This window comes from Agrobacterium sp. CNPSo 2736, from assembly GCF_004005385.1.
Taxonomy (GTDB): domain Bacteria; phylum Pseudomonadota; class Alphaproteobacteria; order Rhizobiales; family Rhizobiaceae; genus Agrobacterium; species Agrobacterium leguminum.
In genome coordinates this window covers 51,971-75,955 of record NZ_RZTX01000009.1, presented here as the reverse complement: position 1 = coordinate 75,955, position 23,985 = coordinate 51,971, and the positions used below count along the sequence as shown (strand labels likewise).

Annotated in this window: 25 protein-coding genes; 16 read left to right on the top strand and 9 right to left on the bottom strand. The window is 60.7% G+C overall.

What is annotated here, in order from left to right; genetic code table 11:
* The first annotated feature begins 141 nt into the window (after positions 1-141).
* Together EM858_RS16090 and EM858_RS16085 are read left to right on the top strand one after the other, a co-directional pair.
* Positions 142-1,686, top strand: a complete 1,545-nt coding sequence (locus EM858_RS16090) for a Do family serine endopeptidase (protein WP_059756718.1) — start codon at positions 142-144, stop codon at positions 1,684-1,686.
* Between the two features lie 90 nt (positions 1,687-1,776).
* Complete coding sequence (locus EM858_RS16085) at positions 1,777-2,526, top strand: SDR family oxidoreductase (protein ID WP_127757238.1); 750 nt, start codon at positions 1,777-1,779, stop codon at positions 2,524-2,526.
* Between the two features lie 21 nt (positions 2,527-2,547).
* Here the strand turns inward: EM858_RS16085 and EM858_RS16080 are convergent, their stop codons facing one another.
* Both EM858_RS16080 and serB read right to left on the bottom strand, forming a co-directional pair.
* Complete coding sequence (locus tag EM858_RS16080) at positions 2,548-3,111, bottom strand: GNAT family N-acetyltransferase (protein ID WP_059756722.1); 564 nt, start codon at positions 3,109-3,111, stop codon at positions 2,548-2,550.
* Positions 3,108-3,998 carry a phosphoserine phosphatase SerB gene (serB, locus tag EM858_RS16075; protein WP_127757237.1) on the bottom strand — a complete coding sequence of 297 codons (891 nt, stop codon included), beginning with the start codon at positions 3,996-3,998 and terminating at the stop codon, positions 3,108-3,110. Before serB ends, EM858_RS16080 begins: the two co-directional genes overlap by 4 nt.
* Between serB and miaA the strand changes: the two genes are divergently transcribed.
* The gene (gene miaA / locus EM858_RS16070) at positions 3,997-4,893 is read left to right on the top strand and encodes a tRNA (adenosine(37)-N6)-dimethylallyltransferase MiaA (protein ID WP_127757236.1); all 897 of its coding nucleotides are present in this window, start codon (positions 3,997-3,999) and stop codon (positions 4,891-4,893) included. The two genes, serB and miaA, sit on opposite strands and share 2 nt — an antisense overlap.
* Before the next feature lie 9 nt (positions 4,894-4,902).
* Here miaA and EM858_RS16065 read toward each other — a convergent pair whose 3' ends face one another.
* Positions 4,903-6,912 carry an ATP-binding protein gene (locus EM858_RS16065; RefSeq protein WP_080816543.1) on the bottom strand — a complete coding sequence of 670 codons (2,010 nt, stop codon included), beginning with the start codon at positions 6,910-6,912 and terminating at the stop codon, positions 4,903-4,905.
* Between the two features lie 382 nt (positions 6,913-7,294).
* On the opposite strand from EM858_RS16065, the gene EM858_RS16060 reads away from it, so the two are divergent.
* From EM858_RS16060 to EM858_RS16045, 4 genes are all read left to right on the top strand, one after another.
* Positions 7,295-9,088, top strand: a complete 1,794-nt coding sequence (locus EM858_RS16060; protein ID WP_127757235.1) for an acetolactate synthase 3 large subunit — start codon at positions 7,295-7,297, stop codon at positions 9,086-9,088.
* 19 nt (positions 9,089-9,107) lie between these two features.
* The gene (gene ilvN / locus EM858_RS16055) at positions 9,108-9,680 is read left to right on the top strand and encodes an acetolactate synthase small subunit (protein WP_003522378.1); all 573 of its coding nucleotides are present in this window, start codon (positions 9,108-9,110) and stop codon (positions 9,678-9,680) included.
* Positions 9,681-9,811: 131 nt separating this feature from the next.
* The gene (locus tag EM858_RS16050) at positions 9,812-10,180 is read left to right on the top strand and encodes a metalloregulator ArsR/SmtB family transcription factor (protein WP_031233868.1); all 369 of its coding nucleotides are present in this window, start codon (positions 9,812-9,814) and stop codon (positions 10,178-10,180) included.
* Entirely contained in the window at positions 10,173-10,703 is a 531-nt protein-coding gene (locus EM858_RS16045) for an SRPBCC family protein (RefSeq protein WP_127757234.1), read from the top strand. The genes EM858_RS16050 and EM858_RS16045 overlap by 8 nt, the downstream gene beginning before the upstream one ends.
* 173 nt (positions 10,704-10,876) lie before the next feature.
* Here the strand turns inward: EM858_RS16045 and EM858_RS16040 are convergent, their stop codons facing one another.
* Positions 10,877-11,722 carry an aldo/keto reductase gene (locus EM858_RS16040; RefSeq protein ID WP_127757233.1) on the bottom strand — a complete coding sequence of 282 codons (846 nt, stop codon included), beginning with the start codon at positions 11,720-11,722 and terminating at the stop codon, positions 10,877-10,879.
* Between the two features lie 164 nt (positions 11,723-11,886).
* Here EM858_RS16040 and EM858_RS16035 point away from each other — a divergent pair, with 164 nt between their 5' ends.
* Entirely contained in the window at positions 11,887-12,480 is a 594-nt protein-coding gene (locus EM858_RS16035; protein ID WP_080818672.1) for a LysE family translocator, read from the top strand.
* A gap of 6 nt (positions 12,481-12,486) precedes the next feature.
* On the opposite strand, the gene EM858_RS16030 is transcribed toward EM858_RS16035, so the two are convergent.
* Genes EM858_RS16030 through EM858_RS16020 form a run of 3 tightly spaced genes read right to left on the bottom strand, consistent with a single transcriptional unit; the run spans position 12,487 to position 14,187 of the window.
* Positions 12,487-13,275, bottom strand: coding sequence for an anti-sigma factor (locus EM858_RS16030; protein WP_127757232.1), 789 nt, complete (start codon positions 13,273-13,275; stop codon positions 12,487-12,489).
* Positions 13,272-13,829, bottom strand: coding sequence for an RNA polymerase sigma factor (locus EM858_RS16025; protein WP_164865451.1), 558 nt, complete (start codon positions 13,827-13,829; stop codon positions 13,272-13,274). The genes EM858_RS16030 and EM858_RS16025 overlap by 4 nt, the downstream gene beginning before the upstream one ends.
* Positions 13,813-14,187: a hypothetical protein gene (locus tag EM858_RS16020; RefSeq protein ID WP_175422005.1), complete on the bottom strand. Its 375-nt coding sequence runs from the start codon at positions 14,185-14,187 to the stop codon at positions 13,813-13,815. The genes EM858_RS16025 and EM858_RS16020 overlap by 17 nt, the downstream gene beginning before the upstream one ends.
* 147 nt (positions 14,188-14,334) lie before the next feature.
* Here EM858_RS16020 and EM858_RS16015 point away from each other — a divergent pair, with 147 nt between their 5' ends.
* The 3 genes from EM858_RS16015 to EM858_RS16005 all read left to right on the top strand — a co-directional run bounded on the left by EM858_RS16015 (position 14,335) and on the right by EM858_RS16005 (position 16,379).
* The gene (locus EM858_RS16015) at positions 14,335-14,694 is read left to right on the top strand and encodes a metalloregulator ArsR/SmtB family transcription factor (RefSeq protein WP_162936619.1); all 360 of its coding nucleotides are present in this window, start codon (positions 14,335-14,337) and stop codon (positions 14,692-14,694) included.
* Positions 14,691-15,173 (top strand): SRPBCC family protein, encoded by a 483-nt coding sequence (locus EM858_RS16010; RefSeq protein ID WP_127757231.1) that lies wholly within the window; start codon positions 14,691-14,693, stop codon positions 15,171-15,173. Before EM858_RS16015 ends, EM858_RS16010 begins: the two co-directional genes overlap by 4 nt.
* 78 nt (positions 15,174-15,251) lie before the next feature.
* Positions 15,252-16,379, top strand: coding sequence for an ATP-dependent RecD-like DNA helicase (locus EM858_RS16005; protein WP_127757230.1), 1,128 nt, complete (start codon positions 15,252-15,254; stop codon positions 16,377-16,379).
* Positions 16,380-16,385: 6 nt separating this feature from the next.
* Here EM858_RS16005 and EM858_RS16000 read toward each other — a convergent pair whose 3' ends face one another.
* Positions 16,386-17,084 (bottom strand): MerR family transcriptional regulator, encoded by a 699-nt coding sequence (locus EM858_RS16000; RefSeq protein ID WP_080816562.1) that lies wholly within the window; start codon positions 17,082-17,084, stop codon positions 16,386-16,388.
* Positions 17,085-17,320: 236 nt separating this feature from the next.
* Here EM858_RS16000 and EM858_RS15995 point away from each other — a divergent pair, with 236 nt between their 5' ends.
* Both EM858_RS15995 and EM858_RS15990 read left to right on the top strand, forming a co-directional pair.
* A complete protein-coding gene (locus tag EM858_RS15995; protein WP_127757229.1) occupies positions 17,321-18,076 on the top strand; it encodes a pyridoxine 5'-phosphate synthase in 756 nt (251 codons plus the stop codon).
* Positions 18,077-18,148: 72 nt separating this feature from the next.
* Positions 18,149-19,414, top strand: coding sequence for an NAD(P)/FAD-dependent oxidoreductase (locus EM858_RS15990; RefSeq protein ID WP_080816564.1), 1,266 nt, complete (start codon positions 18,149-18,151; stop codon positions 19,412-19,414).
* A 227-nt stretch (positions 19,415-19,641) separates the two neighbouring features.
* Here EM858_RS15990 and EM858_RS15985 read toward each other — a convergent pair whose 3' ends face one another.
* On the bottom strand, positions 19,642-20,688 hold the full coding sequence (locus tag EM858_RS15985) for an NAD(P)-dependent alcohol dehydrogenase (RefSeq protein ID WP_052817970.1): 1,047 nt from the start codon (positions 20,686-20,688) through the stop codon (positions 19,642-19,644).
* Positions 20,689-20,880: 192 nt separating this feature from the next.
* Here EM858_RS15985 and EM858_RS15980 point away from each other — a divergent pair, with 192 nt between their 5' ends.
* From EM858_RS15980 to ilvC, 3 genes are all read left to right on the top strand, one after another.
* Complete coding sequence (locus tag EM858_RS15980; RefSeq protein ID WP_127757228.1) at positions 20,881-21,789, top strand: AraC family transcriptional regulator; 909 nt, start codon at positions 20,881-20,883, stop codon at positions 21,787-21,789.
* Between the two features lie 410 nt (positions 21,790-22,199).
* Positions 22,200-22,853 (top strand): TetR/AcrR family transcriptional regulator, encoded by a 654-nt coding sequence (locus EM858_RS15975; RefSeq protein ID WP_127757227.1) that lies wholly within the window; start codon positions 22,200-22,202, stop codon positions 22,851-22,853.
* A 49-nt stretch (positions 22,854-22,902) separates the two neighbouring features.
* Positions 22,903-23,922, top strand: a complete 1,020-nt coding sequence (gene ilvC / locus EM858_RS15970) for a ketol-acid reductoisomerase (RefSeq protein WP_035260000.1) — start codon at positions 22,903-22,905, stop codon at positions 23,920-23,922.
* The last annotated feature ends 63 nt before the right edge of the window (positions 23,923-23,985 follow it).

Sequence of the window (23,985 nt, the reverse complement as noted above, 5' to 3'; positions counted from 1 at the left end):
GGTCCGTTTTCGTGCCAATGCTGTGGCTAAGGGCAAGGCGTCCCCCGCCTGTTCACGAAAAGGTATTTTTACACTTCATCATTCCGCCTTATGCTTTGCCGATATATGCAGGGCAAGACTATTTGAAACGCGAGGACGCTTATGGCCGTGACCCTTCTTTCGCCTTTTCGCAGCAGCATCGCCGCAGTCGCGGGCATCGCGCTTGTGGCAGGTAGCCTGACGGCGCCGGTTGCTGCGAGAGCGCAGAGCCATGGGCCGGAATCGGTGGCCGATCTTGCCGAGCCGCTTCTCGATGCGGTGGTGAATATTTCCACGTCGCAGAACGTCAAGACCGAGGGCAAGGGCCCGGTTCCGCCGCGTCTGCCGGAGGGCTCGCCCTTTCAGGAATTCTTCAAGGATTATTTCGACAGCCAGAAGCCCGAGGGCGGCGAAAAGGTGAGTTCGCTGGGCTCGGGTTTCGTCATCGATCCGGCCGGCTACGTTGTCACCAACAACCACGTCATCGAGGGCGCCGACGCCATCGAGGTGATTTTCCCGAATGGCTCGAAGCTCAAGGCGACGCTGGTTGGCACGGATACCAAGACCGACCTTTCGGTGTTGAAGGTGGAGCCGAAAACGCCGCTGAAGGCCGTCAAGTTTGGCGATTCGCGCAGCATGCGCATCGGCGACTGGGTGATGGCCATCGGCAACCCCTTCGGGCTTGGCGGCTCGCTGACAGTCGGCGTCATTTCCGCGCGCGGGCGTAACATCAATGCCGGTCCCTATGACAATTTCATCCAGACGGATGCGGCCATCAACAAGGGCAATTCCGGCGGTCCGCTCTTCAACATGAAGGGCGAGGTGATCGGCATCAATACGGCGATCATTTCCCCGAGCGGCGGTTCGATCGGCATCGGTTTCGCCGTGCCGACGGAGCTTGCCCAGAATATCGTCCAGCAGCTCATCGAGTTCGGCGAGACGCGTCGCGGCTGGCTCGGCGTTCGTGTTCAGCCCGTCACCGACGATGTGGCGGCAAGCCTCGGCATGGACAGCGCAAAAGGTGCGCTCATCTCCGGCGTCGCCAAGGGCGGACCGGTGGAGAACGGCCCGATCCAGGCCGGCGATGTCGTGCTGAAATTCGACGGCAAGGATATTCATGAAATGCGCGACCTCTTGCGGATCGTGGCGGAAAGCCCGGTCGGCAAGGAGGTCGATGTGGTGATCCTGCGTGACGGCAAGGAGGAGACCGTCAAGGTCAAGCTTGGGCAATTGCAGGATACGACCGACGAAAAGGCCTCGGCCGAAGATCAGCAGAGCGAAGATGGCGATAGCGGTGTGGTTGCACCGGAAGATGATGGCGGCGCCGACGATCAGGCGCAGGACCAGACGCCGGAAGTGCGCGAGGCGCCGCAGAGCGTGCTCGGCATGAATCTCGTGGTGCTGAGCAACGAGTTGCGCACCGAAAAGGGCATTGCCGAAAGCGTCGAAGGCGTGCTGGTGGCGAGCGTCGATCCGGGTTCGCCCGCCGAGCAGAAGGGCATGAAGGCCGGCGATATCATCGTCGAGGTCGGGCAGGACTTCATGGAAGTTCCGGGCGACGTGCTGGTGCGCGTCAACGGCCTGAAATCCGAAGGCCGCAAGAATGCGCATATGATGGTGGCCGATGCGCAGGGCAATCTGCGCGTCGTGGCGCTGCCGCTGGAATAAGGCGCTTTCCGCCCGGCCGGGCAGGAATCGGGTGGTTGTGATCCCGGCTGCTCTCTAATTCTTGGCCTCCATCGAACGGAGGCCAAGGATATGAAATTACTCGAAAACAAGGTTGCCATCATCACCGGCGCGTCATCCGGCATCGGCCGGGCGACGGCGATCCTGTTTGCCGCCGAAGGTGCGGCCGTTATCATCAACGCGCGCGGCGAAAAGGCCCTGCATGAGGTTGCCGCAGACATTCGTGAGGCTGGCGGCCGTGTCCACACGGTTGCTGGCGATGCCGGTGTTGCCGAAACCCATTCCCGGTTAGCGGATGAGGCCATAAGCGTCTTCGGTGGCCTCGATATCGCCGTCAACAATGCCGGTGCGGTGGGAGCCATGAAGCCGCTGGCGGAGATTTCGCCAGCGGAATGGGATCATGCGCTCAACGTCAATCTCACCTCCGCCTTTCTGGGGGCGCGTTACCAAATACCGCCGATGTTGATGCGGGGTGGAGGCTCCATCGTCTTTACCTCGAGCTTTGTCGGCACCAGTGCCGGCATACCGGGCATGGCGGCCTATGGCGCGGCCAAGGCGGGGTTGATGGGGCTGGTGAAAGGCATCACCGCCGACTATGCGGTCAAAGGCATTCGCGCCAATGCGCTGCTGCCCGGCGGGGTCGATACACCTGCCGCAGGAGACGACGCGCAAAAGGAATGGGCCGCCGGCCTGCACGCGATGAAACGTATCGCTGAGCCGCCGGAAATTGCGCGGGCAGCGCTTTTCCTCGCGAGCCCCATGGCGAGCTTCGTCGCCGGTGCCGCTCTGTTCGCCGATGGCGGCAATGCCGCGGTGAAATGACGGAACTGGCGGGCAGGTTTCTTATCGCGCCCGCCATTCCTCCAGCGTCAGCGCATAGGTGACGTGCGGCCGCAGATGCGGATGCGTATCTTCCGGCACGCGCGGATGGTCGAAATCGCGGGAAGGATCGCGCTTCAGGCCGATGCGCTCCATCACCGCCGTCGAACGGTGGTTGTTGTGGACGGCGAAGGAGACGATTTCCGGCGTTTCCTTTTCGTCGAAGGCCATGACGAGCAGCGACTGCGCCGCTTCCGTGACATAGCCGTGGCCCCAGAAGCGGGTGGCGAGCCGCCAGCCGATCTCCATGGTGCCGACCGGGAAGGGCGGATCGAGGTTCATGACGGGGGAGATGCCGCAGAAGCCCATGACCTCGCCGGTTTCGCGCAGTTCCATCGCATAAAAACCATAGCCGCTGCCGCGGATCATGCCGTTGATGGTTTCCAGCACGGCGTCCGCTTCCGCATGGCTGCGGCGGAAGGGGAAAAACTCCATGACCTTTTCGTCGGCGTTGATTTCGCGGAACAGGTCACGGTCGCTCTCCTTCCATTCGCGCAGAATGAGTCGTGGCGTCTCTCGGATAATCATGGAGTGACAAAATCCGTCTTGCGGTAGCCCTGGATGTAAAGAAGCGCCGTCAGGTCGCCATGGTCGATGCGCATCTGCGCCTCGGCGGCCACGGCCGGCTTGGCGTGCAGGGCAACGCCGGCGCCGGCCAGATGCAGCATGCCGAGATCGTTGGCGCCATCGCCGACCGCCATTGCCTCTTCCGGCGAGATGCCGAGCCTTGCGGCGATATCGTTCAGCGCATCCACCTTGGCCTGTTTGCCGAGGATGGGTTCGGCAACGGTGCCGTCAAGCTCGCCATCGGCTTCGCCGAGCAGATTGGCGCGGTTCTCGTCAAAACCCAGCATGGCGGCGACGCGGCCGGTGAAGACGGTGAAGCCGCCGGAAACGAGGGCGGTGTAATAGCCCTTGGCCTTCATGGTGGCGATCAGCTCCCTGCCGCCGGGGGTAAGCGTGATGCGCTTTTCGATGACATCATCGATCACCGAGACAGGCAGGCCCTTCAGCAGCGCCACACGTTCCCGCAGTGCGGGTTCGAAGGCGATCTCGCCATTCATGGCGCGGGCGGTAATGGCGGAAACTTTTTCCTTCAGCCCGACTTCGGCGGCCAGCTCATCAATGCATTCCTGGCCGATCATGGTCGAATCCATATCGGCGATCAGCAGTTTCTTGCGGCGCTGATCCTGTTCCTGGATGACGATATCGATCGGTTTTCCGACAAGCGTGGCTGCAATAGCACTGCGAGCCTGTTCGGCTGCGGTGCCGGAAGGCAGGGCGATATCGCAGGCAATGCCATCGGCCAGCCAATAAAGGCCCGATGCGTTGACGGCCTTTGCGGCCGCCTCGCCGAGGGCCGGTGTCAGAACAGGATTTGACGGATTGGCGATAAGCGTGGCAACGAGAGCCATGATGAAAAACCTTGATGAGAATTTTGATGCGATCCTGATAACCGGCCCGACGGCAAGCGGCAAGTCCGCGCTTGCGCTTCGTCTGGCGCGGGAGCGGGACGGCGTCGTCATCAATGCCGACAGCATGCAGGTTTACGACACGCTGCGGGTGCTGACCGCGCGGCCGTCCGACGACGAGATGGAGGGCGTGCCGCATCTTCTCTACGGCCATGTGCCGGCGAGCAGCCTCTATTCAACCGGCGAATGGCTGCGGGACATTTCCGCCCTGCTTGCGGATTTGCGCGGGCAGGGGCGTTTGCCCGTCATCGTCGGCGGTACGGGGCTTTATTTCAAGGCGCTGACGGGAGGGCTTTCCGACATGCCCGTCATTCCCGATGACATCCGCGATGGGCTGCGTGCCAAGCTGATCGGGGAGGGGGCGGCTGCGCTCCATGCCGAACTCACACGGCACGATCCAGCCATGGCGGATATGCTGCAGCCGGGAGACGGCCAGCGTATCGTCCGGGCGCTGGAGGTGCTCAAGGCGACCGGAAAGTCGATCCGGGATTTTCAGCGCGCCAGCGGCCCGATGATCGTCGATCCCGACCGGGCGCAAAAATTCGTCGTCCTGCCGCAAAGGCCCGTGCTGCATGACCGCATCAACCGGCGTTTCGAGATGATGATGGATAGCGGGGCGGTGGAGGAGGTGCAGGCGCTTCTCGCGCTCAACCTCGCATCCGATGCCACCGCAATGAAGGCGATCGGCGTTGCCCAGATCGCCGATATGCTGGCCGGGCGCATCGGCGAGGCGGAGGTCATCGAAAAATCGGCGGCCGCGACACGTCAATATGCCAAACGGCAGATGACCTGGTTCCGCAACCAGATGGGCGACGACTGGACACGTATCCAGCCGTGAGAGCGCCCGTCAGTCTTTCCGGTAGAGACTGCCTAGCGGCTTCTTCAGCAGGCTTTCGCGGAGCGAAGGACGTGCATCGCCAGGCGGCGGGCCATTCTGCGCCTGCATCTGGAAACTCGCCTTGCGCAATTCGTTGACCGCGCCGGAGGCGGCATCGGTTGCCGCCGGATTTGGCGATGCGGAGAGCGTGCGGCCGGGCAGCATGTCCGGGCGGTAGGGCTCGTATCCCTCCGGTGCGGCCGTTCCCAGTTCCCGCTTCCAGCGATCGATGTCGTCCGTCTCCCGTGGTGCGGCTGCCGGCTCCGGCAGATCGGAAAAGGCTGCTTCGACGCTTTGCTGGAAGCCGGTGATAACAGGCTTGGCCGTGGCGCGCATGCGGGTGACGATGTTGTTCAGATCGACCGTGTCAGGGGTTTCATGGTTCGTATGGCTGATGGTGCCGCTTGCTTTCGGCAATTTGGCTGTGGCCACGCGGTCGAAACGCATGCGCATCGGTACATTGACGGCCTCGCCAAAGGCGATGGCCTCGCCATTGCCGATGGAAGACAGAAAGCTGGTGGTCGAGGTCGATGCGTTCGGTACGGCGGAGAGAATGATCTTCTGGTCGATCTCGTTCGACAGCCGCATGGCGAAAACGGTCGAGCATTGCGACAGGATGGTCTGGTCCAATTCGCTTGGCCGCTGGCTGATGACGCCGAGCGAAATGCCGTATTTACGGCCTTCCTTGGCGATCTGGGCAATGGATTGCCGGGTGGGGAAAAAGCCGCGCTCGGGGTCGGCGGGTACATAACGGTGCGCTTCTTCGCAGACGACAAGCATATGCAGCGAGCCGCGCGCCAGCACCGCCAGTTCGAAAGACATGCGGCAGAGGACGGAGACCACCGAATTCACCACTTCGGAGGGGATGCCGGAAAGCTGGAACACCGAAATCGGCTTGCCTTCCCCCGGAATGCGGAAAATATGCGCGACCGTCTCCAGAATGGTGTCGCTGATCGTATTGCTGGAGAACATGAAATTGTAGCGCGTGTCGTTGATGGCCGAGAGGATGCGGCCTTTCAGCGAACGCAGCGCGGGTTTTTCGCCACGCCCTTCCAGCCGGCCGATACGCTCGTCGATGAGGGCGAGAAGATCGGCCATGCGATAGGGCACCGGCGTATCCGGCGTGATCGCGCTTTTGTCGGAGGTGCGACGCACGGCGGAACCCTCGGTGCCGCGAAATGCTTTTTTCGCTTCCGGAACGAGGTCGCGAAGGACATCCATTTCTTCCGGCACCGGTTTGCGGCCGCGGAAAATCACTTCCGCAAATTCCTCAAGGCGCATCAGCCAGAAGGGAAGATCCAGCGTATCGGTGTCGATGACGACCGAATGATCGGGAAAGGCGGCCGCGAATTCATTATGCGGATCGAGAATGAGGACGCGCAGCTTCGGGTCGGTCTCGATCGCCTTGTTCAGAAGCAGCGAGACGGCGGTGGTCTTGCCCACGCCCGTCGAGCCGACGACGGCGAAATGTTTGGCGAGCATCTGGGGAATGCTGATGGTGGCGTTGATCGTATCGTCCTGCGTCAGCCTGCCGATCGTGCAGGCGTCGCGCTTGCCGCTGTCGTAAATCTTGGCAAGATCGCTGGTGCGGATGCGATGCGCCACCGCACCGAGATAGGGATAACGGGAAATGCCGGTGGAAAAGCGCTCGCTGCCATCCTCGGTGCGATAGACTTCGCCCACCAGTTCAACGTCGATCAGCAGCCTGTTCGGCCTGTCCGCCGCCCAGTATTCCTCGCCGGTTCGCATGGAAAAGACCAGCGCTGCGACGCGGCTCGTACCCATTTCGATGGAGATAAGGCGTCCGACGGACCAGAGCTGCGATGCATCGGTGGTGCCGGGTTCGGTTTCGGCGGCGATGGTGGCATGCGCACCGTTACAGGCGATGACGCGGCCCAGCATGCGGTTCGCCGGCTGCTGGCCGGATCGCCGTTCGTTTTCGTCCATGCGGGACGCATTATGAAACGTGTCGTTACTCACATTTTTTCCCGGTACATGCGGATGATCGCGGTGGTGCGGGCAGTATCTGCGTTCTCGATATTAAAAGATTATGCTTAACAACATGTGTATCGGCTGCGTTCGAAAATTTCGCCGAAGCAGCCTTTCGGGTAATAAAAGAAGGCGACGGCGATTTTTTCCGGCAATATGCGTTGACGGCTGGCGCATTTCTGGCTAACACTCCGGCCCATGAAAAATCTTAACGTACTTATCGTGGTGGGACGGCGCATGGGCAGGATGGTGTAACCATCCGGCGAAAGCACCCATGCGCTGAACGAGGCTCCTCTAGGGGCCTTTTTTTATGTCTTCAAACAGGCCCTCGGGCTCCTCGATATCCAAAGCCAAAGCGGGATGGAAACAGGCAATGACGGATAAGGACAATACGGAAAACAGCAATCGCATGACAGGTGCGGAGATCGTTCTGCAGGCGCTGAAGGACAATGGCGTCGAGCACATCTTCGGTTATCCTGGCGGTGCCGTGCTTCCGATCTATGACGAGATTTTCCAGCAGGAAGACATCCAGCATATTCTCGTGCGCCACGAGCAGGGCGCTGGCCACGCCGCAGAAGGTTATGCCCGTTCCACCGGCAAGGTCGGCGTCATGCTCGTCACGTCCGGCCCCGGCGCCACCAATGCGGTCACCCCGCTGCAGGATGCGCTGATGGATTCCATTCCGCTCGTCTGCCTGTCCGGCCAGGTTCCGACATCGCTCATCGGTTCCGATGCGTTCCAGGAATGCGATACCGTCGGTATCACGCGCCCCTGCACCAAGCACAATTGGCTGGTCAAGGACGTCAACGAACTGGCGGGCATCATCCATGAAGCCTTCCGGATCGCGCAGACGGGTCGTCCCGGTCCTGTCGTCGTCGATATTCCGAAGGACATCCAGTTCGCCACCGGCACCTACACGCCGCCTTCCGCCGCCACCCAGCATGAGAGCTACAAGCCGAAGGTTCAGGGCGATCTCAACGCCATTCATGCCGCCATCGACCTGATGTCGAAGGCGAAGAAGCCGGTTTTCTATACCGGCGGCGGCGTCATCAATTCCGGCCCGGAGGCAACCCGGCTGCTGCGCGAACTGGTCGAGCTGACCGGCTTCCCGATCACCTCGACGCTGATGGGTCTCGGCGCCTATCCGGCTTCCGGCAAGAACTGGCTCGGCATGCTGGGCATGCACGGTTCCTACGAAGCCAATATGACGATGCATGATTGCGACGTTCTGGTCTGCGTCGGTGCGCGTTTCGACGACCGAATTACCGGCCGCATCAATGCGTTCTCGCCGAATTCCAAGAAGATCCATATCGATATCGACCCGTCCTCGATCAACAAGACGGTTCGCGTCGACGTGCCGATCATCGGCGATGTCAGCCATGTTCTGGAGGATATGGTTCGCCTGTGGCGCGCTCTGCCGAAGAAGGTTGAGAAGGCGCAGACGGCTGACTGGTGGGCGCAGATCGAGCGCTGGCGCGCCCGCAATTCCTTCGCCTACAAGAATTCCAACGATGTCATCATGCCGCAATATGCCTTGCAGCGGCTTTATGAGGCTTCGAAGGGCCGCGACACCTATATCACCACTGAAGTCGGCCAGCATCAGATGTGGGCGGCGCAGTTCTTCGGTTTCGAGGAGCCGAACCATTGGATGACCTCGGGCGGTCTTGGCACCATGGGCTACGGCCTGCCGGCGGCCATCGGCGTTCAGGTCGCGCATCCGGACGCGCTGGTCATCGACATTGCCGGTGACGCCTCGATCCAGATGTGCATTCAGGAAATGTCCTGCGCCATCCAGTACGGTCTGCCGGTGAAAATCTTCATCCTCAACAACCAGTATATGGGCATGGTGCGCCAATGGCAGCAGCTGCTGCATGGCAACCGCCTGTCCAACTCCTATACGGAAGCGATGCCCGATTTCGTCAAGCTGGCGGAGGCCTATGGCGCGGTCGGCATGTATTGCGACGACCCGAAGGAACTGGACGACAAGATTGCAGAAATGATCGCGGTCAAGAAGCCGGTCATTTTCGATTGCCGCGTCGCCAATCTTGCCAATTGCTTCCCGATGATCCCGTCTGGTAAAGCCCATAACGAGATGCTGTTGCCGGATGAGGCGACGGATGAAGCGGTTGCCAACGCCATTGACGCCAAGGGCCGTCAGCTAGTCTGAGCCGGGAGAGGAAAAGGACATGAACGCACACCTACAACCCACCGGCTCGGCTTATTTCATCCAGAAGGAAACGGCTGCCGTCGAAAATCACACGCTGTCGGTTCTCGTCAGCAACGAGCCGGGCGTCCTCGCCCGGGTCATCGGCCTGTTTTCCGGCCGCGGCTACAACATCGAAAGCCTGACGGTTTCGGAAACGGAACATGAGGCGCATCTGTCGCGCATCACCATCGTTACCCGCGGCACACCCATCGTGCTGGAGCAGATCAAGGCGCAGCTTGAGCGCATCGTGCCGGTGCACCGGGTTCTCGATCTCACCGTTCGCGCCCGCGAACTCGGGCAGGAGCGGCCTATCGAGCGCGAAGTGGCGCTCATCAAGGTCGCCGGTTCCGGCGAGGACCGTGCTGAGACGCTGCGCCTTGCCGATGCGTTTCAGGCCAAGGTGGTGGATGCGACGGTGGAGCATTTCATCTTCGAGATCACCGGCAAGTCGTCGAAGATCGACCAGTTCGTGGCGATCATCAAGCCGCTCGGCCTGATCGAGATTTGCCGCACCGGTATCGCGGCGATGAATCGCGGCCCGCAGGGGATGTAACCTCCATATCCGGAGCATATGCTGGAATATAAGCCCGCGGTTCGCCGCGGGTTTTTTTATGACTTCACCCGGATCGGCAGATATTCAACCATATGGTTGACTTTCCGCATCGACGGTCTATATTCAACAACATGGTTGAATTATCCGCTTCACATCTCGATACCGTCTTTCATGCCCTTGGCGACGCCACGCGGCGCACGATGCTACGCGATCTTTCCCTTGGTGAGCGAACGGTGAGCCAGTTGGCCCGGCCGTTCGACATATCGCTCGCCGCCGCCTCGAAACATATCAAGGCGCTGGAAAATGCGGGGCTTATCCGCCGCGAGGTGAGGGGGCGTATCCATGTCTGCCGCCTTGCGCCGGAACCCTTGGCAGAGGCGCATGAATGGCTCGATTTCTACCGACAGTTCTGGGGCAGCCGCCTCGATATTCTTGAGCAGATGCTCAGGGAGGATGATCAGGGAAAAATCCCTGCAGATGGAGGAAATGACAATGGCTGATATTGCAATGCCCGACGCCTATGGCCGTCTTGTCGAACCGACGACCCTGAAGATCGAACGGCTGCTGCCGGGGCCGATCGAGCGGGTATGGGCCTATCTGACACAAAGCGAGCTTCGCCGTCGCTGGCTCGCTTCCGGCGAAATGCGGCTTGCGCCCGATGCGCCGTTCGAACTCGTCTGGCGTAACGATGAGCTTTCCGATCCGCCGGGCCGTCGCCCGGAAGGCTTTTCCGAAGAGCACAGGATGGCGTCCCGCATCATCACCGTCGTTCCGCCGCACCGCCTTGTCTTCAGTTGGGGCGAGGGCGCGGAGGTGTCCATCGAGCTTCAGGCTTTGGGCAAGGACGTGCTTCTGACGCTGATCCATCGCCGGCTTGTGGATCGCACGACCAAGCTCAATGTCAGCGCCGGCTGGCACGTGCACCTCGATATTCTCGCTGCCCGGCTTCAGGAAGAGGAGCCGGGACCCTTCTGGGATACCTGGCTGGGGCTGAAAGAGGAATATGAACACCGTATACCGTGATGAAGCGCGGTGCGTTTTCATGGTCTGACGGCGCGGCTTGTCGCGCCGTTTGGTCTGGTCTGGGACTGATGACGCATCCCCGAACAACGGGCCTGCTTTTCGGCCTGGCGTTCACATTCCGATTCAACCGCTTGAGCGATTGATTCCGAAGTGTTTCGTAACCCTCTGTTACCTCACAGCATTTCCAGCGAGGTCTTGCGCGTTGGCGGCGGGAAGACGGCGTCGAGAGCGGCCCAGTCTTCCTCAGTTATTTCAAGATCGGTCGCGCCGCGATTTTCCTCGACACGGGAAACGCTGGCGGATTTAGGAATGGCGATGACGCCGTCCCTCTCCAGAAGAAAGGCGAGCGCCAGTTGCGCCGGTGTCGCCTGATAGGCCTTGGCGATGCGGATGAGTTCGTGGTTCTTCAAGATGCGGCCCTGCTCGATGGGGGAATAGGCCATCAGCGGCACGCCGCGCTCCTGGCACCAGGGCAGCAGCGAAAACTCCGGCCCACGCCGGGACAGATTGTAAAGCACCTGATTGGCGGCGCAGTTCTTGCCGCCGGGAACCGCGAAAAGCTCCTCCATGTCGTCGGTGTCGAAATTGGAGACGCCCCAGTCGCCGATCTTGCCGTCGCTCTTCAGCCTTTCGAAAGCCGCCACGGTTTCCGCAAGCGAATGCTCGCCGCGCCAGTGCAGCAGATAGAGGTCGATATGGTCGGTGCCGAGCCTTGCAAGGCTGCGCTCGCAGGCCTCTGCCGTGCCTTTGTCGCTGGCGTTCCAGGGGTAGACCTTGCTGACCAGGAACACGTCCTGTCGACGACCGGCGATGGCCGCGCCGACCACCTCTTCCGATCTGCCGTCCGCATACATTTCCGCCGTGTCGATCAGCGTCATGCCGAGATCGATCGCCTTGCGGATGCTTTCGACCTCCTGCGGCGCGGATGATCTCGTCTCCCCCATGTTCCAGGTGCCGAGGCCAAGGGCGGGAACCTCTTTTCCGGAGGGCAGGGTGACGGAAGGAATATCGTCATACATGGGTTCGCTCCAGCGGTTGGTCATCGGACAATAGAACTTTGTTCCGACTTCTCAAAGCCGGCATGGAGAGGATCGATCCATCAAAAAAATTGACCTCGGCTATCGATCCGGCGGGGTGGCCTGATTTTGGCCCGACGGATAGGATTTCGGCTCAAGGAGAAATCATGACTGTCGAAACTCTTGTCGCGCTGGTGCTGTTTGCCTTCACCACATCCATCACGCCCGGCCCGAACAATATGATGCTTTTTGCCTCCGGCGTGAATTTCGGATTCCGCCGCACCATCCCGCATATGCTTGGCATCGGGGCGGGGTTCCTGTCGCTGCTGATTGGGGTCGGCTTCGGTCTCGGCGCGTTGCTGCATTCGGTGCCCGTGCTTTACACCGGGCTGAAATTCGCAGGCGGGCTTTATCTCGTCTGGATCGCGTGGAAGATCGGCACCTCCCGCAGCCTGAGCGAAGGTTCGGCCGCATCGGAGCCGATGAGTTTCCTTGCCGCGGCCGCCTTTCAGTGGGTCAATCCCAAGGCGTGGGTGATGGCGGTGACGGCGATGGCGACCTATACGGATGAGCGGCAATATTTCCTCACCGTCCTTCTCGTCGGTGTGGCCTTCGCCGCGGTCAATCTTCCCAGCGTTTCCACCTGGGCCGGTTTCGGCTCGGCATTGCGGGAATGGCTGGCTGTGCCCGTCCGGCTCAAATGGTTCAATATCACCATGGCCGTGCTTCTCGTCATCAGCCTCTGGCCGATGCTGAAATAGCGGTCTTCACGTCGGGAACTGCCGGTAGCATTCCTCGGCGATTGCCTGCACCTCGTCGCGCGTCAGCTCGGCGGACACGGCGTAACCCAGTTCATTGTCGATCCAGTAGAAGGTCTCGATGCCGTCGGCGCTGGCCATGCGGAAGCTGGTGGTGCGGTTTTCCTCGTTGTGGCCGATCAGCACCGTCACCCGACGGCCGGTCTTGTCCTGATACATCAACATTGCGCCCGGTTTGCCACTGACGGGGATAACACGCCCGCCGACGAGGTCGTATCCGATCTTCGAGAGATCGGGGATGGTGAAGGGGTAACCGAGCCGCTTGCCGAGCCATGTGGCGAGATGCTGCTGTTCTCCGGCGCCGACTTCGACGGGATGGCGCACCTCGCTCGCATATATGAGATAGGCGGATTTCGCCTGCGCCGGAATATCCGTCGTCAGCGACGCCAGTGTCACGTCCTGCGGCGTGGAAAAAGACGGCGGTAGAAGTCTGCCCGCCGCGGCACCCGCCACGAAGATCAAAAGGGCTGCCGCTGTTTGCAGGAGAACCGGTTTTGCCCGCCATGCGCGGTCCCTCTTTTGCGGGCTGAGCATCGATGCATCATGCGGATGCGCGGCGGCATAGGAGGCGAAGGCATTGCGCAGAATATCGGCCTGTTTTCTCCATTCCTCCACGCGGGCCTGCTCTTCCGGCCTTTCCGCCAGCCAGGCCTCGACAGCCGCGCGGTCATCGTCGGAAAGAAGTCCGTCGACATAGGCGTGCAGATCGTCTTCGGTTATGGCCTCTAGCCGTTTCATCTTGGTCTCCGCAGGGGAATGATATTATCCGCCGCCAGATGCTGGCGAAGGGTTTCGCGGGCGCGGGACAGTCTGGACATGACGGTGCCGAGCGGGATCGACAATGTCTCTGCCGCCTCCTGATAGCTGTAGCCTTCCACCGTCACCAGCATCAGCACGGCGCGCATGTCCGGTGAAAGAAGTGCCAGAGCACCGTGCAGCCGGTCATTCTCCAGCGTATCGCCGAGGGTGTCGGCAATGGCGATGCTCTCATGGCCGTCCAGGCTCTCGGACGGGTGGCGTTTCTCGGCGCGGTGGCGGTTACGATAAAGATTCGTCATTATCGTATAAGCCCATGATTTCAAACCCGTTCCGCGCCATTGCCTTTTATTGGCCAGCGCCTTTTCCACGCAGTCCTGCAAAAGGTCCTCGCCATCGGCATCTGAACGGGAAAGGCTGCGGGAGTAACGGCGCAGCATGGGCATCAGCGCCAGCATTTCGGTTTCGAAACTGCCGGCTGCGGGGGAATGGTTCCCCCGCTTTTCGTCCGTCATGCCATCAGGGTTTTGCGGCATCCCATACACCGTTCACACCATCACCGGTGGCATCGCCCTTCTTGGTATCCTTGACCCAGTAATAAAGCGGCATGCCATCCTTTGCCCACTGCATCTTGCCATCCTTGCGCTTCACGAGGGAATAGGCGCCCTCGGCCTTGTCGCTGGCGGCTGCGAAAAACGGCGGCCAGTTCACCGCGCATTTGTCATAACAATTGGATACGCCCTTCTTGTCGTTCTTGAAAGTGTAGAGCGTCATGCCTTTTTCGCCCGCCAGCACATCGCCCTTGGCGGTCTTGACGGTTTCGACCATAGGGGCGGCGTAGGCCGTTCCGGCAAAAGCCAGAACGAGGGCGGGAACGATAAAGCGGATCTTCATGGACATATCCTCCTTGGTTCGGGCGGCCTCTGCCGCCAGCATATCAAGAGACACCGCAACCCGACGGATTATTCCCTGCGGCAAAGAATTTTCGCGATTTTTAAACTTATCCATTGAGCTAACTATTTCGACGTGATAGTTAGCCTTATGGAAAACTATTCAGCCGCGCTCGACGATATCTTCCAGTCTCTTGCCGATCCGACCCGCAGGGCGGTGATCCTGCGGCTGGGCGGCGGGGAGGCGAGCATCGGAACGCTGGCCGAGCCCTTCGACATGGCCCTGCCATCCTTCATGAAACATATCCGCCAGCTGGAAGAGGCGGGGCTGATCGTGACGCGCAAGCAGGGGCGTGTCCGGTTCTGTTCCCTGGAGAAGCAGAGGTTTTCCATGCTCGATGGCTGGTTGTCGCAACAACGCGCCATCTGGGAAGGCCGCACGGACCGGCTCGAACAATTCGTCATGGCGCAACAGGACAGGATGTCCAGCAAAGGGGAGAATGACCAATGACCGAGACTTTCAATCCCGATCTCGATCTGAAGATTTCACGCATCATCAGGGCGCCGCGCCGGCTCGTCTGGAATGCCTGGACGGACAAGGCCAGCCTCGAACAATGGTGGGTGCCGCATCCCGGCCAATGCCGGGTCGACAGCATGGAGCTCCATCCCGGCGGCGCCTTCGAAACGCGCTATAGCGAGGACGGCACGGCCTTCGGTCCGCATGTCAAAGGATGTTTTCTGGCGGTGGATCATGAGCAGCGTCTGGTTTTTACCGACGCGCTGACGGCGGGTTTTCGCCCCTCCGCCCAGCCGTTCCTCACCGCCGTGATGACGTTTCGCGATCACCCCGACGGCATGGAATATGTGGCCTATGCCATGCACAACAATCTTGAGGATCGCGACAGGCACGCGGAGATGGGCTTCTTCGACGGATGGAACACGGTTGCGGAGCAGCTGGCGCAGCTTGTCGAGCGACAGGCGGTCAATTGAGCCTTCATATTGGCGAGATGATTCATCTTTCGTTCTTTTTCTGTTGCGCATCAGGCTCGAATCCTGCGATGAGGGCGCATGTTATTTTCACCGCAACAGGACGAAGCGCTGAAGGCTGTTTCCCGCTGGCTGAAGGAAGGCCGGACGCCGGTTTTCCGGCTGTTCGGTTATGCCGGAACGGGCAAGACGACGCTTGCCAAGCATTTCGCGGAAAATGTCGATGGCGAGGTGCTGTTTGCGGCTTTCACCGGCAAGGCGGCGCAGGTGCTGCGCTCACGCGGGGCCACCAATGCCCGCACCATCCATTCGCTGATCTATCGCCCGCGCGGCGAAGAAACCGTGGAAGACGAGGAAACCGGCAAGACTTCGATCGCGCCGATGTTCTCCATCAACCGCCAGAGCCCGCTCGCCAAGGCGGCGCTCATTATCATCGATGAATGTTCGATGGTGGACGAGCAGCTCGGCAGGGACCTGATGAGCTTCGGCACGCCGATCCTCGTGCTCGGCGATCCCGGCCAGCTGCCGCCGGTTTCGGGCGGCGGTTTCTTCACCGAGCAGGAGCCGGATTATCTGCTGTCGGAAATCCATCGCCAGGCCAAGGACAATCCCATCATCCATCTCGCCATGGACGTGCGGGAGGGCCGCGAGATCATGCGCGGCGATTACGGGACCGCGCAGGTGATTTCCAAGTCCGAAGTGACGCAGTCGCTCGTGCTTGAGGCCGATCAGGTGCTCGTCGGCACCAATCGCACCCGCCGCCGCTACAATCAGCGGCTTCGCGAGCTGAAGGGTTTTACCGCCGATTACCCGCAATCCGGTGACAAGCTGGTCTGCCTCCGGAACGATCCCGCCAAGGGGCTGCTCAACGGTTCGCTCTGGCAGGTGATGAGTTCATCGCGCGAGACGGTGAAGCCCGGCATCAACCTGATGATCCGGCCCGAAGACGACGATATGGATCGCGGCGCGGCCAAGATCAAATTGCTGAAGGCGGCCTTCGAGGATGTGGAGACGGAAATTCCGTGGTCCACGCGCAAGCGTTATGACGAATTCGATTTCGGCTATGCGCTGACCGTGCACAAGGCGCAGGGTTCACAGTGGAACAACGTGGTTCTTTTCGACGAGAGCTATGCTTTCCGGGACTCGCGCGAGAGGTGGCTTTACACCGCCATTACCCGCGCGGCGGAGACACTGACCATCGTTCGTTGATCGTGACTATGCGCGGATGACGCCGAGCAGAACCGCCTTGGCGACCGCCTGAAAGCGGTTGCTGGCATTGAACTTGCCGATGATCTTCGCCTCGAGAACATTAAGGTCGCTGCCCGAAAGACCAAGGGCGCGGGCGAGCCGCACCGGCGCATAACCCTCCGCCATCAGTTCCAGGCATTTGCGTTCGGTGTCGGTGAGGGCGATGTCCTTTGCCGGCGCCCGTTCCGCGCCATCCATGCCGTCCGCATCGGTGTCAGTGACCAGCAGTTCCTCGATCTGCTGGGCCTGGCGCTGAAGGGTGGAAAGCTCGGCCGTCAATTCCCGCTTCCGCTGCCGAAGCGCGGCGTGGAATATATCGTCCGCCTCGCTTTGCGAGAGCGAACGGACGAATTTTTCCATGATCTCGGTAATGGCGGCGACGGAAATGCCCACTTCGCGGCAGACGTTGATGACGGCCATGCGCTGGACGTTGCGGTGGGTGTAGACCCGCATCTGGCCGATGCGCTTCGAGGTCAGCAGCGCCTTTTCTTCGTAAAAATGCAGCGTCCGGTGGGTCACCCCGAAGATATTGGCCATGTCGGCGATGGGCACGGGTTCCGCGGGCAGGGAGGAGGGCAGGCTTATATCCGGTAGAAAGCTGCTGATCCTTAGATTGGGTTTGTCCTCGTCGCCGTGACTTTCGAACGGCATCCGGCCATCCTGCATTGTCTCCCCCTTCGCGCTTTTCGACAGTGTGCCTGCCTTTTTTAAAGGTGCCCGTTGCTTGTTCCCCCAAGACGGACATGTTTTCCGATCAAGACCTCATGCCAAACGCTACATCAGAACCGTAACGTGTATTGCCTGTTTTCGTTCCCGCAATAATAAAAAATTTGCCGGCCTCCTTGCGATTGGCCTCAACCTGCGTGAAACAGGATGTCAATTCCGAACCGGAGCCCGATGCCATGCCCGCAAAACTTTCTGTCAATCTGAACGCAATTGCCATGTTACGCAACCGCCGCGATCTTCCATGGCCGGATGTCGCGCATTTCGGGCATATTGCACTGGCGGCGGGGGCAAGCGGGCTGACTGTACACCCGCGACCAGATCAGCGCCATATCCGCTTTTCCGATCTGCCGGTGCTGCGCGCCCTGATCGACGACAGTTTTCCCGGCGCGGAATTTAATATCGAAGGTTATCCGAGCGAGGATTTCCTCGTGCTTTGCGAGAAGACCCAGCCGGAGCAGGTGACGCTGGTGCCTGACGATCCGTCGCAGGCGACGTCCGACCATGGCTGGGATGTCCGCAAGCACGCCGTTTTCCTGAAAGACGTGGTGGGACGCCTGAAGGCCGGCGGCATGCGCGTCTCGCTTTTTGCCGATGGCGATGGCGAACGCGAGCCGATGGAACTGGCCGCCGAGACGGGTGCGGCGCGCATCGAACTTTACACCGGCCCCTATGGCGGCTGTTTTGACGATCCGCAAAAGGGTGAGGCGCTTCTCGAAAAGCTCGGGCAGACGGCGGATCATGCAAGAGCGCTTGGTCTTGCCGTCAATGCCGGCCATGATCTTACTGTCGCAAACCTGCCCAGGCTGATGAAACGTATCCCTTATCTGGCTGAGGTTTCCATCGGTCACGCGCTGACGGCGGATGCGCTTGAATATGGCATGGCTGAAACAGTCCGGCGTTTTTGTCACGCCTGCGGTCAGCCTATTTCATAACCAAAGTCAATTTTTTCGCCTATGCTTTGGCTGCGCATGCTCCGTGCGCGAGCTTTTGAAGGCAGAAGACATATGCAAGAACATCACGTTGTCGTCGTGGGTGGAGGCTTCGGCGGTTTGCAACTGGTACACGGGCTGGAGGGGGCCCCTGTCCGCATCACATTGGTAGATCGTCGCAATCACCACCTGTTCCAGCCATTGCTTTATCAGGTTGCGACGACGGCTCTGGCGACATCCGAAATCGCCTGGCCGATCCGCCATCTCTATCGCGACCGCAAGGAAGTCACGACCCTGCTTGCAGAAGTGACCGGCGTGGACCGTGCGGCGCGGACCGTGCATTTAAGTTCGGGTCAGGTGATCGGCTTCGATACGCTGGTGCTGGCAACCGGCGCGCGCCACGCCTATTTCGGCCGCGACGAGTGGGAGCGTTCCGCCCCCGGTCTCAAGACGCTTGAAGATGCGACGACAATCCGCCGCCGCCTGCTGCTGGCTTTCGAGCGGGCCGAACTCGCCACCAGCGAAGAGGAACGGCAGGCGCTGCTGACCTTCGTCATCATCGGCGCAGGCCCGACGGGCGTGGAAATGGCAGGCATGATTGCGGAGCTGGCGCACAAGGCGCTGCCGGCGGAATTCCGCAATGTGGATACCAGAAAGACCCGGGTGCTGCTCGTCGAGGCTGGCCCTCGCGTTCTACCGGTCTTCACGGAAGACCTTTCTGCCTATGCGAAGGAAGCGCTCGAAAAACTTGGCGTCGAGGTTCTGCTCGGCACGCCGGTGACAGCCTGCAGCGATGAGGGCGTGACGGTGGGCGAGACCTATTACCCCTGCCGCACCGTGGTCTGGGCCGCCGGCGTGCAGGCATCGCCCGCCGCAAAATGGCTCAACGCCGCCGCCGACCGGGCGGGACGTGCCGTTGTCGGGCCGCATCTTCATCTGGAAGACGATCCGAATATCTTCGTCATCGGCGATACGGCCGCCGTCAATCAGGAAAACGGCAAGCCGGTACCGGGCATTGCGCCTGCGGCAAAGCAGCAGGGCGCCTATGTTGCGAAGGTCATCAAGGCGCGGCTGGCCGGCCAGCCGTCACCACCGCCGTTCCGCTACAGCCATCAGGGCAATCTGGCGACCATCGGCAAACGCGCGGCGGTGATCGATTTCGGCCGGTTCAAGCTCAAGGGCGTGCTGGCGTGGTGGATATGGGGGCTTGCCCACATCTACTTCCTGATCGGAACCCGGTCACGGCTTGCCGTGGCTTGGAGCTGGCTGTGGATTTACCTGAGCGGCCAGCACAGCGCGCGGCTAATTACGCAGAAAGAGACGCTGAAGGACGAAGCCTGAAGGGCGGGCGGGCAAAGGAAAAGGCGGGAAGCATCGGCTTCCCGCCCTTATGTTATGACAGCTGCGCCAAACTACTCTTCCGTCATGCCGGACTTGATCCGCCATCCAGCCGCCGCGCGTATGCGCGGCGAGAAGAGTTTTTCAGCCCAAGGACTTGGGCTGGCTGGACCCCGGATCTAGTCCGGGGTGACGGAGTGTGGATGGGGCGGGTTTGCCCAATCCAAGGCTCACGCGTCGAGCGATGCCATGTCGATGACGAAGCGATACCGCACATCGCTCTTCAGCACGCGCTCATAGGCTTCGTTGACGTCCTGGATATTGATCGTCTCGATCTCCGAGACGATGTTGTGCTCGCCGCAGAAATCCAGCATTTCCTGGGTTTCCTTGATCGAACCGATCATCGAGCCGGACAGGTTCTTCGCACCGAAGATCAGCGCGAAGGCGTGAACCGGGATCGGATGTTCCGGCGCACCGACGACGACCATGCTGCCCTTGGGCTTCAGGAGGCCGAGATAGGCATTCCAGTCGATGGCGACGCCGGCCGTGCAGATGATCAGGTCGAAGGTGCCGGCCAGCTTCTCGAAGGTCGAGGCGTCGCTGGTGGCGTAATATTCCTTCGCGCCGAGCTTCAGGCCGTCTTCCTTCTTCGACAGCGTCTGGGAAAGCACGGTGATATCCGCACCCATGGCCGCACCGAGCTTGACGCCCATATGGCCAAGGCCGCCCATACCGACGATCGCGACCTTCTGGCCGGGACCGGCATTCCAGCGGCGCAGCGGCGAATAAAGTGTAATGCCGGCGCAGAGAAGCGGTGCGGAAGCGTCGAGCGGCAGGTTGTCCGGGATCGACAGGACGTAACCTTCCTTGACGACGATCGAGTCGGAATAACCGCCATGGGTCGCGGTCTTCGTGAAGGGATCGACGTCGTTATAGGTCTGGACGAGGCCGGGCATGTAATGCTCGTTGTCGAGATCGCGGGTGGCGCAGCCAACACAGGAATCGACGAAGCAACCGACGCCGACGTGGTCGCCGACCTTGAACTTCGTGACCTTGGAACCGACGGCTTTCACGACGCCGGCGATTTCATGGCCGGGAACGATCGGGTAGACGGCGTTCTTCCATTCGTTACGGACGGTGTGGATGTCCGAGTGGCAGATGCCGGCATATTTGATGTCGATGACGACGTCGTCATCGTTCGGCTCGCGGCGTTCGAAGGTGAACGGGGTAAGCGGCTTGGACGCGTCGGTCGCAGCGTAACCTCTAGCAATAGCCATCTGAATATCCTTATCGAGGGGGTTGGGGACGACGGAATATGCGATGGAAGCGCGAGACAGCGTTAGAGCGATCCTCCGAGCTTTTTGCACGATCCTGCAAAAATATGGTGGCGCACTCTTTGCGCAGGCCGCGCGGCTTTCTAGATAAAAGGCAGCAGACGCACCTCTTCCTTCAGTTAAGGGATTTCCCCTATGTCCTTGCCGTTCAATGTCTATCAGGAGATCGCCTCCATTGCCGCGCGGCATGCTACCCAGGACGGCGAGGTGCAGACGGCAATCGACTCCCTCGGCATCAGCAGGCGTACGACGCCGAGTGCGCCTTGCCACGGCAGCTATCGCCCCTGTCTCGCGCTGGTGATCCAGGGCTCGAAAAGCGTTCAATTGGGAACGGACACCATCAATTATGGCGCGGGGGATTATCTCCTGACCTCGCTCGATCTGCCGGTTGCATGGCGGGTGGTGGAGGCGAGCAGGGAGGTGCCGCATTTCTGCATTGCGCTTGCCATTGACAGTGAGAAGCTGCTCGATCTCATGCGGCGTGTGCCCATCGATCCGCCTGCCGAGCCGGCGAATGCCCAGCGCGGCATCGTCGTCAATACGGCCACGCCGGAACTTCTCGATGCGGCCATCCGCCTGTTGCGCCTGCTCGACCGTCCGGCGGACATTGCGGCCATGGCGCCGCTGATCGAACAGGAAATCCTCTACCGCATTCTGACGGGACCGGCGGGCGGGCAGCTTATGAACATCATCGCGGCCGGCAGCCATGGCAACCGCATCGCCCGCGCCATTGCCTGGCTGCGGGAGAATTTCGCGCGCCAGCTGCGCATCGAGGATCTGGCCGATCATATCGGCATGAGCGTCTCGTCCTTCCACCACCACTTCAAGACGATCACGGCCATGACGCCGGTTCAGTACCAGAAGCAGCTGCGGCTGCATGAGGCGCGGCGGCTGATGCTGCTGGAGCGGCTGGATGCGGGCACTGCCGGCCACCGCGTCGGTTATCAGAGCCCGTCGCAGTTCAGCCGCGAATATAGCCGCTTTTACGGATTGTCGCCGTCGCGGGATATCGATGCTTCGCGTGAGATCAGCGTGGCTGGGTAGATTGGTTCTTTGGGAAGGTTGTTCATTAACAGCGGACTGAGGTGGGCGGGGCTTTACCCCCCTCTGCCCTGCCGGGCATCTCCCCCTCAAGGGGGGAGATCGGCAGGAGGCCCTACCATCGCTCCATTCGCAAACGTGGAGGTGGGCGAGACCTAACCACGAGTCGATCTCCCCCCTTGAGGGGGAGATGCCCGGCAGGGCAGAGGGGGGTAAGCCCCACGCACCTTCGGTCCGCTACCAACGCAAAACCTCCTGGAGGTTCACCTCAAGCTTGCCGTGATACTCCGGGGCACCGCGTCAATTCTCATCCTCCCCCGAAGAATCCGCTTGACCCCAACGCTGCCTCCGCTTAAATGGCGCTCGAACCGTACCGTACGGTACATTAATCGAGCCCCTGGAGTGGAAAAGACTTGGCTTCCGACCCGATCACAGCGCAGGAATTTTCGCCGCGCCAGAACGTCGTTCTGGATCAGGCATTGCGTCTATTGGTCGAGGGTGGCGAGAAAGCGCTCACTACATCGGGGCTGGCGCGCGCTGCAAACTGTTCCAAGGAAAGCCTCTACAAGTGGTTCGGCGATCGCGATGGCCTGCTGGCGGCGATGATCACCTTTCAGCAGAGCAAGGTCCGCACCTTCGAGAAGGCGGGCGACCGCGTTTCCGCACCGCAGCTTGCCGATCACCTCGAAGTTTTCGCGCATGATCTGCTGGATGTGCTGGCGGGTGACGTGTCACTGGCGCTTAACCGTCTGGCGATAGGGCAGGCGAGCCGTGACGGCTCGAAGCTCGGCGATCTGCTCTTGGAACGCGGCCGTCGCCAGATCGACCGCCGCGCCCGTGGGCTGATCGAGGCGGGTCGCCGTTCCGGCTATCTGCGTTTCGATGACGCTGAAGAGGCGTATCGCAGTTTTTACGGTCTCATCGTTTCGGATCTGCATGTGCGCATGCTGCTGGGCGAGGCGCCGGACAAGGATTTTTCCGCCCGGGCGAAGAAGGCGGTCGTCGCCTTTCTGACCCTCTACGGCACGGAAAAGGTACATTCGGAACTCAGCGGCAAACCCGCCTGACATTCCGGTTCAGACAACTGAGAGACAAGCATTAGGGAAGGACCATAAAATGCGCGTTTATTATGATCGTGATGCCGATCTCAATCTCATCAAGTCCAAGAATGTCGTCATCGTCGGTTACGGCTCCCAGGGCCGCGCCCATGCGCTGAACCTTAAGGATTCCGGCGCCAAGAACGTCGTCATCGCCCTGAAGGCCGGTTCGCCGACCGTCAAGAAGGCTGAAGCCGACGGCTTCAAGGTCATGACCGTTGCCGAAGCCGCCAAGTGGGGCGACCTTCTGATGATGGCGACGCCGGACGAGCTCCAGGCCGACATCTACAAGGCCGACATCGCCGGCAACATCCGTGATGGCGCTGCAATCGCTTTCGCACACGGCCTCAACGTTCACTTCGGCCTCATCGAGCCGAAGGCGTCGCTCGACGTCGTCATGATCGCACCGAAGGGCCCCGGCCACACGGTTCGCGGCGAATACCAGAAGGGCGGCGGCGTTCCCTGCCTCGTTGCCGTTCACCAGAACGCTTCGGGCAACGCTCTTGAACTCGCTCTCTCCTACGCCTGCGGCGTTGGCGGCGGTCGTTCGGGCATCATCGAAACCAACTTCAAGGAAGAGTGCGAAACAGACCTCTTCGGCGAACAGGTCGTTCTCTGCGGCGGTCTCGTTGAGCTCATCCGCGCCGGTTTCGAAACCCTGGTTGAAGCCGGTTACGCACCGGAAATGGCCTATTTCGAGTGCCTGCACGAAGTGAAGCTGATCGTCGACCTCATCTATGAAGGCGGCATCGCCAACATGAACTACTCGATCTCCAACACGGCCGAATGGGGCGAATACGTCACCGGTCCGCGCATCATCACCGCCGACACCAAGGCTGAAATGAAGCGCGTCCTGCACGACATCCAGACCGGCAAATTCACTTCCGAGTGGATGCAGGAATGGAAGGCCGGCGCTGCCCGCTTCAAGGGTATCCGTCGCAACAACGACGCCCACCAGATCGAAGAAGTCGGCGCCAAGCTGCGCGGCATGATGCCCTGGATCGGCAAGAACAAGCTGGTCGACAAGGCTGTCAACTAAGCTTCATTGACTGGTAGAGAACAGGAAGGCCGGAGCGAAAGCTCCGGCCTTTTTTGTTTTCGA